The organism is Solimonas marina (assembly GCF_012241385.1).
GTDB lineage: Bacteria > Pseudomonadota > Gammaproteobacteria > Nevskiales > Nevskiaceae > Solimonas > Solimonas marina.
Genome location: NZ_JAAVXB010000002.1, coordinates 587,550 through 600,036, shown reverse-complemented (window position 1 = coordinate 600,036; position 12,487 = coordinate 587,550). Strand labels below are relative to the sequence as shown.

The window sequence follows — 12,487 nt, the reverse complement described above, 5'->3', positions numbered from 1 at the left end:
CGTGGCGCTCAGGCCGCCGTGTAGCCGCCATCGAGCACGAGCTCGGTGCCGGTCATCCACTGCGCCGCGTCCGACGCCAGGTAGACGACGGCACTGGCCACGTCGGCCGGCTCGCCGAAGCGCCCCAGCGGATGGGCGCCCTTGATCGCACCTTCAGCCGTCGCGTAGTCCGGTGCCAGACCGAGATCGACGAAATGCTGGATGAAGTTGGTGCCCATCTCGGTGGCAACGATCGCCGGATGCACGGAGTTCACGCGGATGCCGGTACCCAGCTGCGCACATTCGACCGCGGCCGCCTTGGTCAGCAGGCGCACCGCCCCTTTCGAGGTGTGATACGCCGCATGTCCGGTGGTACCGATCAGGCCGGCCACCGACGACAGGTTGATGATCGCGCCGCCCGCGCCCTGCGGCGCGGCCATCGCCCGGATCGCGTGCTTGACGCCCAGGAAGACGCCGGACACGTTGACGTCGAGCACCTGGCGGAAGTCCTCGAGCGTGCATTGCGACAACAGCGCCGCGGTCTCGATGCCGGCGTTGTTGACGACGATGTCGAGCCGGCCCATCGCCGACTGGGCCTTGGCAACCGCCGCTTCCCACTGCGCTTCGTCGGTGACGTCGTGCACGCAGGCTTCGGCCTTGCCGCCCATCTTGCGGATCGCCGCCACCGTGGCCTTGCCGCCACCGTCGGCGACATCGCTGACCAGCACCGCGGCACCGGCCTGTGCCAGCGCCATCGCGATCTCCGCGCCGATGCCGCGCGCCGCCCCCGTAACCAGGGCCACTTTGCCGTCGAGGCGGAACCGCTTGCCATAGTCGATCATCGAATCTCTCCCCTGTTATGAATATGGTTCAGCTGTTTTTCCGGCTGCGCTTCAGCGACCGGCTGCCTGGCAGGCTTCGAGTGCGGCCTGTGCCTTGGCAAGTTGTGCCTCGAGCGAGGCGATCTGCAGGTCCTTGGGATTCGGCATGTAGAAGCCCTGCAGCTGATCGGCGTTCATCACCACCTTCAGATTGATCGCCGGGTTCTGCGCATAGATGCGGCGGTTGTCGTCCCAGCTGCCGAAATACGGCAGATCGGCCGGCGGCTCGGCCGTGACCCAGTCCTTGCAGAAGGCATCGAACGGCTTGCCGCGCTGCAGGCGCTGGCGGCGATAGTCGTCACGCATCGCACGCGTCGCGTCCTCGTCGACGACCAGCGTGCGCTCGTCGAAGACCACCTTGTAGATCTCGCGCGCCAGATCGGCCGACAGCAGATCCTCCTCGATGTCCTTCATCACCAGCGCCGGATCGCGCTCGAGCACGTCGCCGTAGCCACCGCCCGAGCCCTGGCAGATCATGTAGATCTCGCCTTCGTCGCAGAGCTCGAAGGTCATGCCCATGTCGTTGCTGCTGTACTTGCCGCCGGCGAGCGGCCGTTCGTTCATCAGCTTGAGGATGTCGAACACCTCGATCGCCTTCGGATCGCGATTGAGCGTCTCGAAGATATTGACGCCCTTGATCTTCAGCAGTTGGTAGGCCGGGCACGAATAGCCGCCGAACAGACCCTGCGCCGACGGAAACTTCGAGCCCTCGCAGCCGGTCATGAAGCCCCACATGCCGGACCCGCGCGCGGTGGCGATCTGCTCGTAGCCCATGCCGCCGCGATACTTGCCGAAGCCGACGCGATCCTTGGCCAGACGCTGGGCGCCGAGGCGGATGATCGGCGTGTCTTCCTCGTTGATCTCGTGCTCGCCGGAATCGGCCATGAAGCCGAACACCGGCGACACCGAGTGCTCGCCGTCGGCGTGGCTGCGCGCGCCCTGCCCCATGCCGTTGATGTCGCCGCAGAAGTTGCCGGTGACGTCGCCGTGCTGCGTGAGGCCGCCGTAGATGAAAGTCGCCGCCTGATCGTATTGCGAGGCGATGATCGCCGAGTAACGCCGCGGCAGGCTGTAATTGAACTTGGCCATCGGCACCGTCCACGCGACGCAGGCCTTGAACAGCGGCATCAGGCTCATGGCCTGCGGCATCTCGCCTTCGGCGTCGATGATGGAGTTCGGGTCGGTGATCACCTCGATCGGCGACAGCACCGCCATCGTGTGCGGCAGATCAGGCCAGATGTTCTGCAGCAAGCCGGTCGCCAGCGCCGCCTTGAACGACGCCAGATTGGTGTTGACCGAACGGTTCATGAACTGCGGTGCGGTGCCGCGGAAGTCGCAGATCATGCGATCGCCCTTGACGGTGATCGCGACGCTGATCTTCTGCATGCAGTTTTCGCGCAGGCTCGAATCCATGAACTGCAACACACGCGTCGTCCCGTCCGGCAGCTCGCGAATGCGGCGTCGCACTTCGGTCTCGGTGTCTTCGAGATGCATGCGCATGGTCGCGATCAAGGCCTCGCGACCGAACTGATCGAGGATGGCGATGATGCGGTCGCGCAGACGCATCACCGCATGCAGCTTGACCTTCATGTCTTCGAGCTGCAGCTTCGGGTCACGCACCGAGTTCTGCAGGAAGGTCACCAGATCGCGCTTGATCTGGAAGTTCTCGACGACCTTGAACGGCGACATCTTGATGCCTTCGTCGTACTTGCTCTCGGCCGCCGCCGGCAAGCCGCCCGGCTCGCACGCACCGTTCTCGCCTTCGTGAATCGTGCTCGACAGCCAGCAGATCAGCTCGCCCTTGTAGTAGAGCGGCATCATCATCGACTGATCGGTGTTGTGGACGCCGCCGTAGCGCGCGTCGTTGTGAATGAAGCCGTCGCCGTCCTTGACGCCGACGGTCGGGTCGCTCACCCAGTTCTTGATGATGAAACGGATCGGATAGAACGCACAGGCGGCGAACGTGATGATGCCGTGCGGCGCGATCATCGCCAGGTTGCCTTCGGCGGTATAGATCGCCGTGACCAGATCGCCCCACTTGGCACCCGGCGCCGCGCCCATCTGGTTGACCATCGTGAACGCTTCGGACAAGGCGGCGTTGATCAGCCCGCGGATGTGATGCGCCTGATGCGTGTCGAAGCCCTGCTTCAAAACCGCTTCTTCGGCGGCCGAGCGCGGCGTCACCGTGTGATCGCGCATGATCTCGGGATCGGGGCCGAGAAACATCTTGTTGTCGGCGAGAAACTTGTCGAGCAGTGCCCGCTCTTCAGCGGAGATGTTGTCGTGCATGAGGTCGTGCTCCAGCAGAATGAACGTTATTCCTTGACGAACCAGACGCCGCCCTGAGCGGCCGCGCGGTAGGTCCAGCCCGGTTCGACCAGATAGGTCGTGGCCCGCGTCGTGACGATCGCCGGCCCTTCGATGCGCGTGCCCTCGGCCAGCGCCTGATCGTCATAGACCGGCGTCGGCAGCGGCTGGTCGTGACCGACGAAGTGGCAGTCACGCTGGACGACGGGCGACGGCGGCGCGACCGTCTTGTCGCCGAGCCGCAACTTGGCGAATGCCACCTTGGGCTGCTCGACGAACGCACAGACGCGAATGGTGTTGATGCGCACGCCGGTTTCCGGCGACTGGCTGCCGGCACCGAAGCGCGCGCCATAGCTTTCGTGGAACTGATCCATCAGCTTCAGCACGTCCTTTTGCGTGTGCAGCCGGTTGAGCTCGGTGACGACCGCGGTCTGCACGCGCTGGTTGCCGTAGCGCATGTCGAGTTCGAGGCGGTAGCGAATCTGCTGCTCGTCCATGCCCTGACGCAGCAGGTCCTCACGGCCGCGCCTTTCGAGCTCTTCGACGCTGCGGTTGAAGCCGTCGTAGTCGTTGAAGAAGCCGCGCGTCGCCGGATTGAACAGCACGGTCCAGGTGCTCATCTCATGGATGTGCATCTGGTTGACGTTGGCCGCGCCGCAGGCCGAGAACGTCGACGAGAACGGCGGCGCCAGAATGCGCGACACGCCCAGGGCGTTGGCGATGCCGCAGGCATGCAGCGGGCCATTGCCGCCATACGCGAGGATCGTGAAGTCCTTGGGCTCGTAGCCGCGCGTGCGCAGTTCGGTGGCGATGCCGTTGGCCATGCCGGCGTCGACATTGCGCTTGATCAGCTTCGCGGTGTCGGCAACGCTCAGGTCGAGCTCGTCGCAAAGATGATCTTCGACCGCCTGCCTGGCGCGCTTGGGGTTCAGCGGAATGCGGCCGTTGGCGTAATTCTTCGGATCGAGATAACCGAGCAGCAAATCGGCATCGGTCACGGTCGGCTTCAGACCGCCGCGGTCATAGCAGGCCGGCCCCGGATCCGAGCCCGCCGATTCGGGGCCGAGCTCGACCGAACCGAACATGCGGTCGTAGCGTGCGATCGAGCCGCCACCGGCGCCGAGCGTGACGAGATGCACCATCGGGATCGACACCAGCCAGCGGTCGATCACCGGATTGAAGTCGTAGTGCTTGACGCCGCTTTGATCGACGATGCCGATGTCGAAGCTGGTACCGCCCATGTCGGTGGCGACGACATTGCCGAGCTCGGCGGCGGCCGCCAGATGCTCGCTCGCGGCAATGCCGGACACCGGCCCGGAGTGCACGGTCTGCAAGGCATCGGTCGAGTTCAGCTGCGCCATGCCACCGGAGTTGTGGCTGACCAGCATCGGCTTGCTGTAACCCTGTGCGCGCAGGTTCAGTTCCAGCGTGCCGAGACCGTGGTACATCGTTTGATGCAGGAACGCGTCCATGATGGTCGACGTGCCGCGCGCGTATTCGCCCTTGCGGCCAGCGACCTGATGCGACAGCAGCATCGGAATCGCGCCGAGCAGATGCGCCGGATATTCCTCGAGGAAGATTTCCCGAACCCGCAGCTCGTGCTCGGGATTGACGACGCTGTTGGTGAACATCACCACTAACGCTTCGGCACCGGCATCGACCAGCTCACGAATGCGCAGGCGCACATCGTCCTCGTCCAGCGTCCAGAACACCTGTCCCAGATAATCGATGCGCTCGCGGACCTCGCGAATCATCGGAATCGGCACGATCGGCTGCGGCCGCTTCGCATTCGGAATGTCCATCTGCTCCGGCTCGGACAAGCCCTCGCCGTAGCCACGCGCACGCGACAGCGGAATCGTGCTCTTGAAGCCGGTCGTGACCAGAACACCGATGCGGGGGCCCTTGCGCTCGATCAAGGCATTGGTGCCGAGCGTCGTCGAGTAACGCACCGAATCGACTTCCGACAGCAGCAACGACGGATCGACCTTGAGCTGTTTGCAGGCATCGCCGAGCGACTCGTTGAAACCCAGCGCCAGGTTGTGGTGCGTGGTCAGCGCCTTGCCTTCGATGTACTGGTTGTCCCAGACCACGAAGGTGTCGGTGAAGGTGCCGCCGATATCCACGGATACTCGCTTCATTTCTCTCACTCCTGGCGTGCGGCCATGGGCGGCGCACCGCTGTTGTTGTTTTTGAACGCCGGCTTCGACGTTCGGCGAAACGCGGGATGCGATCGCGTCGGATTCCGATAAGGCCTTGCCGGTGAGGCCGGCTCAGTGCTGGTGTCCGTGGTGCATTTCGGCGTGCAGCGCGCGACCGTGCTTGACCTTCTCCAGCGCGAGGTCGGGGGCGATGCTCGGCTCGGTGACTTCCTTGCGATCCTTCCACTGCAGCTTCAGCGCATCGATGTCGAACTCGATGTCGTGCAGTGGCGGATGGCCGGGCGGCAGATACTCGGCCTCGACCATGGTTCCGCACGATGCGCAGTAGTACTCGAGAATCCGGCACCACTTCGGGTCCGGCGAGTACGTGCGTTCGTAGAGCTGGGTGTCGAGCAACGGCTTGTGGATCTCGCGCGGATCGCGGTCGTAAACCAGCAGGCCGTGTTTGTAGTTCTCGCGGGCGTTGCCGTGTTCGTGACCGCAGCGCCGGCACTCCCACTTCTCGGTATCGAGATTGATGCGCAGATATTCGGTAACCAGGACTTTCATGGGGTCTGCTCCAGATCGGCTCAGCCCTGCTTCGTCAGCAGGATGTCGCCGGATGCATTGATCTCGAAACGCCAGCCGGCATCGATGCGGGCGGTGAAGAACGCGTCTTCGAGCACGCACGGGCCTTGCGCCTGAACACCGGCGGACTGCTGCTCGGTCCGGTACAGCGGCAGCGCCTGTGCCTGGCCATCGATCCGGGCCTGGCGGGTACCGTCGGCGATCGCCGCCTGCTCGGCGCTGCCGAACTGACCGGCCAGCGTCGCGCGCGCGATGATGCGGGTCGCCTTCAGCAGCAGCGACGGCTTCGCGCCTTGCGGCAGCGATGGCAGCGCATCACCGAGCAGTGGCTGCAGCTCGTCGCCGACCTGCAGCCAGGTTTCGATGCGGCAATCGGCCAGATCGAAGCCTTCGGCGAACATGCCGCGGCGGGCACGCTCCAGAAGCTGCTCGCGCGTCGCCTTCAGCGTCGCCGCGTCAGTGGCGGTGAGTGGGGCTTCGTATTCGTGGGCGATGTCGGAAAAGCCGATGCCGAACGCCGAGAACACCGCGGCCAACCCCGGAATCAGAACCTGCTTGATGCCGGCGGCCTCGGCGATGCGCGTGGCCAGGAACGGACCGCCGCCGCCAAACGCCGCGAGCGTGGTGTCCGGCGTGATCGTCGTAAACGCCTTGAGCGCGTCGGCCACCTTCTGCACCCAGGCTTGTTCCATTGCCGCCGCTGCGTCTTCGACGGACAGCTTCAGTGGTTTGGCGATGCGTTCGTCGATGGCGGCACGGGCGCGCTCCACGTCGATCTTCAGCTCACCACCGAAATAGCTGACCGGGTCGAGCAGTCCCTGCACGAGGAAGGCGTCGGTGATCGTTGCCTCGGTGCCACCGAGTCCGAAACACGCCGGACCCGGTGCGCCGCCGACGCTCTCCGGCCCGACCTTGATGCGACCGTCGACGACCGACAGGATCGACGAGCCGCCGACACCGGCGCTGGTGACGTTGCACAGCGCCAGCGACGTCGCCACGCCCTCGATCCGGCCGCGGCGATCAGTGCGCACGGCACCGGCTTCGACCAGGCTGACGTCGGTCGTTGTGCCGCCGACATCCATGCCGAGCAGGCGCTCGAAACCATAGTGTGCGGCCAGCGCCTTGGCGCCTTCGGCGCCGCCGCGCGGCCCGGACGAATAAGTCTTGATCGCGGCCGTACGCGACACGCGTGCCGAGTCGCCGTCGTTACGGAAGATCAGCAACGGGTTCTTGGTCTTGTATTCGCGCAGACGATGCTCGGCGCTGTACAGGAAGCGCTCCATCGCCGGATGCAGGAACGCATTGAACAAGGCGGTCCAGACGCGGCGCACGTCGTCGTCGTCCTGTACCACCTCATGCGAATACAGCAACGGGATGGCGCCGAGCAGATGCGGCGGAAATTTCTTCAGCAGCATCTTCTTCAGGCGCGTCTCGCCGGCATCGCGCTGCGCACCGCCGACGCCGATGACGATGCGGTTGGCACCGGCCGACGCGAGGCGATTGATGGCCTGCGTCGCCGCGACTTCCAGCGCCGCCTCGTCGGTGCCCAGATCGAGCGTCTCGACGCGCGTGCCGACCAGCCCGCCGAACACGTCGCGCTGCTGTGCGTCCTGTTGCAGCGCCGCCGCATCGAGGCCGGACAGCAGCAGACCGAGCCGTGGCCCCTTGCGCTCGACCAGCGCATTGGTGCCCTGGGTCGTCGAGTAGCGAATGTGCGCCGTGGACAACAGCAGCTTGAGCAGGTCTTCCTCGCCGTAGATCACGCGGGAAATCTTGCGCAGGCCCTCGAACAGGCACTTCGACAGATCGTAGGGCGTGGTCAGCGTCTTGGTGCGCCAGACCTGCGCGCCCTCGATCACGCAGATGTCGGTCAACGTACCGCCGTTGTCGATATTGATCAGCTTGCCGGTGCCGGACGCCGGCGCTCGGCGCGCGCGATCAGCGTCCGTTACCTCATCGAGGACGATACTCATGAACGAATCTCCAGATTGAATGCGCGGAAAACATCGACGACGCCGCGGCGGGGCACGGGCGCTCTGCTCAACATGGCCGGTTCTCCTCCGGGCGGTTGCGGATCGAAGCGATAGGCAAGGCCCTCGCTTTCTGATGTGAAACCTTATCGGGCTCCTCGCACCGGGCCGCTACCCGAGTGGGTAGTTTTCGCGCTGGTCCTCCGAACCGGGGGCATCTCCATCCCTTCGGGCGGTTGGCGCGTGGCTGGGGCGCCGTACGATCGCCGCATCAGACAGGCGGCACCGACCGCCACACCGGAGGAGCAGCCCCCATGCCGCACACCGGCCCCGCCCTGTGGCAGCCGTCGGCCGAGCGCCGCCGTGACAGCAACCTCACGCACTACCTCGCCTGGCTGAAAGCGCACGGCCACCGCTTTGACGACTACGGCACGCTGCATCGCTGGTCGGTTCAAGACCCCGAGGCCTTCTGGGCATCAATCTGGCAATATTTCGGCGTCAAGAGCCGGACTCCGTATCGGCAGGTGCTCGAAAGCCGGCAGATGCCCGGGGCACGCTGGTTTGGCGGCGCGCGCGTCAACTTCGCCGAACACCTGTTGCGGGCAGGAAGCGGTTCGCGTCCCGCATTGTGGGCGGCGAGCGAAACCCAGCCCCTGCGATCATGGTCATGGGATCGCCTGCATGCCGAGGTGCGTGCCGCAGCCACCGCCCTGCGCCGACTCGGGGTGGAACCCGGCGATCGCGTCTGCTCGTGCCTGCCGAACATCCCGGAAGCAGCGATCGCCCTTCTCGCCAGCGCCAGCATCGGCGCGATCTGGTCGAGCTGTTCACCGGATTTCGGCGCCGCGACGATCACCGACCGTTTCAGTCAGATCACGCCGAAAGTCTTGCTGACCAGCGACGGCTACCATTACGGGGGGCAAGCGCACGACCGCCGCGACAGCGTCGCTGAACTGCTGCGACGCGTCCCGAGCATCGAGCACGTCGTCCATGTCCCGGGCCTGAGCGCCACGCTGCCGGATTGGCCGGTGACGTCGCTGCTTTCGTGGCCGGCGTGGCTCGCGGCGTCCGACGGGAGCACCGACTTCGTGTTCGCCGACACCGCATTCGATGACCCGCTATGGGTCGTCTATTCATCCGGAACGACTGGCCTGCCCAAGCCGTTCGTGCACGGACACGGCGGCATCCTGATCGAGTACCTGAAGTTTCATCACCTGCATTTCGACCTCAAGCCGAGCTCGACGCTGTTCTACTTCACCACCACCGGCTGGGTCATGTGGAACATGCTGATCGCGGGCTTGCTGACCGGCAGCGCCGTCGTCCTCTACGACGGCCACCCGATGAGCCCTCGCCCGGACGTGCTCTGGAAGCTTGCGCAGGACACCGGCACGACTTTTTTTGGCGCGAGCCCTTCATACATCGGTCAGCTGCAGAAGATGGGCCTGACACCGGCGCAGGACTACGACCTGTCGCGTTTGCGCAGCATGATGCTCGGCGGCGCCCCGGTGATGCCGGAGCACATGCAGTGGTGCTACACGCATATCAACGCCGATCTGTGGCTGACCTCGCAAAGCGGCGGCACCGATGTCGCGTCGGGATTCGTCGGCGGTGTGCCGACGCAACCGGTCTATCCCGGCGAGATACAGGCCCGCTGCCTGGGCGTCGACGTCGAGTCCTACGACGACGCCGGCCAGCCATGCCTCGACGCGGTCGGTGAGCTGGTCGTCCGCCAGCCGATGCCGTCGATGCCGCTGCGCTTCTGGAATGACGACGACGCAGAGCGCTATCGCCAGTCGTACTTCACGACCTGGCCCGGTGTCTGGCGACACGGCGACTACCTGCGCATCAACGCGCGCGGCGGCTGCCAGATACTCGGCCGTTCGGATTCGACGCTGAACCGCCATGGGGTGCGCATCGGCACGGCCGAAATCTACCGAACACTGGAGTCCGTCGCCGAGATCCGCGACAGCCTGATCGTCAATCTCGACCTGCCGGGCGGCGGCTTCTTCATGCCTCTGTTCGTGGTGTTGCGCGACGACGTCACCTTGGACAGCGCCCTGCAGGCTCATATCGCCGGCTTGCTGCGCACGCAAGGTTCGCCGCGCCATGTACCGGACGCGATCGTTGCCGCACCGGCCGTACCGTATACGCTGACGGGCAAGAAGATGGAGGTTCCGGTTCGCAAACTTCTGCTCGGCGCCGAACCCGACTCGGTCGCCAGCCGCGATGCCATGGCCAACCCACAAGCGCTCGATTGGTACGTCGGCTATGCACAGCGACGTGCGACAGACCCGACCCGCAGCAGCTGAGCAGGACCTGAGAACCAGCCTGCGGCGGCACCGGGCTCGAACGCTCGGCGCCGCCGCCTCGCTCAGTCAGCCGAACCCCGTGCCGCCAGCAACTCGGCTTCGAGCTGCGCGATGCGCACATCCTTGGGATTGAGCATGAACATACTCTCGAGTCCCGACGCCGGCATCGCCACACGCTGCCCCATGGTGACCCCGTAGACCTGCTGCGGATCGGACCAACTGCCAAAAAATGGCAGGCTCGCGGGCGGTTCCGGCGCCACCCAGTCGGCGACGAATTCATCGTAAGGTCGACCGCGGGCCAGGCGCTCGCGCCGCTCGGCGGCGCGCCATTCGGCGGTGGCGGCTTCGTCCACTACATGCGTGTCGGCGTCGAAGACCACCTTGTAGATGTCGCGCGCCGTCACGTCCGAGATCAGATCCTCGGCGACATCGAGCATGACCTGCGCCGGATCGCGCTGAAGGACATCGCCATATCCGCCGCCGGCCCCCTGGCACATCATGTACAGCTCCCCCGGCGCCGCAAGCTCGAAGGTCATCCCCATGTCGTGCGTCGAATAGCTGGCACCCGGGAACGGCTGGGTGTTCATCAGTTCGACGATGTCGAAGCGAAACGCCTCCGGTGTCTCACGCATCAGATCGAAGACATTGACGCCCTTGATCTTGCACAGCGGATAGGCGGGAGACGCGTAGCCGCCGAACAGCGGCAGCGCAGACGGAAACAGCGAGCCCGAGCAGCCGGTCATGAAACCCCACAGGCCGGTGCCGCGGAACGTCGCGATCTGCTCGTAGCCAAGACCACTGCGCTGCTTTCCGAAGCCGACCCGATCCTTGGCCAGCGTGAACGCCCCCAGGCGCACGATCGGAATATCTTCCTCCATCAGCTCGATCTCACCGAGGTCGCAGTGCGCCGCGAAGGGCGGCGAAACCGAATGCTCGCCATCCCGATGGGAGCGCCCGCCCTGCCCCATGCCGTTGATGTCCGCACAAAAGTTGCCGACCTGTTCACCGTGCTGGGTCAAGCCGCCATAGATCAGCGTCGCCGGTTGATCGTATTGCGGCGCGACCATCGCCGTGTAGCGATGCGGCAGCATGTAGTTGAACTTCGCCATCGGGATGCAGGCGATGGTCATCGCCTTGAACAACGGAATCAGGCTCATCGCCTGCGGCGTCTCGAACGAACCGTTCAGCAGCGAACGCTCGTCGAACACGAACTCCAGCGGCGTGAACACCGCCATGCACTGCGGCAGATCCGGCCAGATGTTCTGCAGGTAGCCGGTAAACAGCATCGTCTTGAACGAAGCCAGATTGGTGTTGATCGAGCGATTGATGATTTCCGGCGCCGAGCCGCGCATGTCGATCGTCATGCGCTCGCCCTGAACCGTAATGGCCATATTGAGCTTGAGCAGGGCGTTCTCGCGCAGCGTCGAGTCGGCAAACGAGACGACGCGAGTGGTGCCGTCCGGCAGCTCACGAATGCGCCGCTTGACCTCCTCGACGACATCTTCGAGATTCTTGCGCAGCGTCACGATCAGCGCTTCTTCGCCGTGCTCCTCGAGAATGCGCAGCACGCGTTCGCGAAGGCGCAGAACCGAGTGCAGTTTGACCTTCATGTCCTCGTACTGCAGCTTCGGATCGCGTACCGAATTCTGCAGGAAGGTCTGCAGGTCGCGGCGGATCTGGAAGTTCTCGACGACGCGAAACGGCGGCATCTTCAAACCTTCGTCGTACTTGCTCTCGGCCGCCGCCGGCATGCCGCCGGGCTCGCAAGAGCCATTCTCCCCCTCGTGCACGGTCGCCGACAGCCAGCAGATCAGCCGCCCTTTCCAGAACAGGGGCAAGATCATCGACTGGTCGGTATTGTGGATTCCGCCATAGCGCGCATCGTTGTGAATGAAGCCGTCACCGTCGCGCACGCCGACCGTCGGGTCGTGTTCCCAATACTTTCGGATGAACTTGATCGGGTAATGGCAGCAGGCGGCGAAGCCGACCACGCCATGCGGCGCGATCATCGAAAGATCGCCACTCGCGGTAAAGATGGCCGCCACCATGTCGCCCCACTTCGCCCCCGGCGCTGCGCCCATCTGCTCGATCATGGTGTTGCCTTCGTCGAGCGCCGCGAGAATCAGGCCGCGCACCTGATTGATGCGGTGCGGATCGACCTCCCCTTCGAGCAACGCCTGCTCGCGCGCATCACGGGGGCCGATCCGATGATCCTCCATGATGGCCGGGTCCGGCGCACAAAACAGGCGGTTTTCGCTGAGAAAGCGGTCGAGCACGCCCGATTCGTCGAGCGGTGTCTGCATGTCGTTCATGTT

At 64.8% G+C, this 12,487-nt stretch carries 7 protein-coding genes; 1 reads left to right on the top strand and 6 read right to left on the bottom strand.

From position 1 onward, the window contains the following. Positions 1–8: 8 nt before the first annotated feature. The 5 genes from G7Y82_RS05970 to G7Y82_RS05950 form a co-directional block, all read right to left on the bottom strand. Positions 9–821, bottom strand: coding sequence for a glucose 1-dehydrogenase (locus G7Y82_RS05970; protein WP_168147082.1), 813 nt, complete (start codon positions 819–821; stop codon positions 9–11). Positions 822–872: 51 nt separating this feature from the next. After that, entirely contained in the window at positions 873–3,149 is a 2,277-nt protein-coding gene (locus G7Y82_RS05965; RefSeq protein ID WP_168147081.1) for a hydantoinase B/oxoprolinase family protein, read from the bottom strand. A 26-nt stretch (positions 3,150–3,175) separates the two neighbouring features. After that, on the bottom strand, positions 3,176–5,305 hold the full coding sequence (locus G7Y82_RS05960) for a hydantoinase/oxoprolinase family protein (RefSeq protein WP_168147080.1): 2,130 nt from the start codon (positions 5,303–5,305) through the stop codon (positions 3,176–3,178). A 132-nt stretch (positions 5,306–5,437) separates the two neighbouring features. After that, positions 5,438–5,875 carry an acetone carboxylase subunit gamma gene (locus G7Y82_RS05955; protein ID WP_168147079.1) on the bottom strand — a complete coding sequence of 146 codons (438 nt, stop codon included), beginning with the start codon at positions 5,873–5,875 and terminating at the stop codon, positions 5,438–5,440. 20 nt (positions 5,876–5,895) lie between these two features. Then, complete coding sequence (locus G7Y82_RS05950) at positions 5,896–7,866, bottom strand: hydantoinase/oxoprolinase family protein (protein WP_168147078.1); 1,971 nt, start codon at positions 7,864–7,866, stop codon at positions 5,896–5,898. Positions 7,867–8,177: 311 nt separating this feature from the next. Between G7Y82_RS05950 and G7Y82_RS05945 the strand changes: the two genes are divergently transcribed. Continuing rightward, positions 8,178–10,172 (top strand): acetoacetate--CoA ligase, encoded by a 1,995-nt coding sequence (locus G7Y82_RS05945; RefSeq protein ID WP_168147077.1) that lies wholly within the window; start codon positions 8,178–8,180, stop codon positions 10,170–10,172. Positions 10,173–10,234: 62 nt separating this feature from the next. On the opposite strand, the gene G7Y82_RS05940 is transcribed toward G7Y82_RS05945, so the two are convergent. Next, on the bottom strand, positions 10,235–12,484 hold the full coding sequence (locus G7Y82_RS05940; protein WP_240954088.1) for a hydantoinase B/oxoprolinase family protein: 2,250 nt from the start codon (positions 12,482–12,484) through the stop codon (positions 10,235–10,237). Between the last annotated feature and the right edge of the window lie 3 nt (positions 12,485–12,487).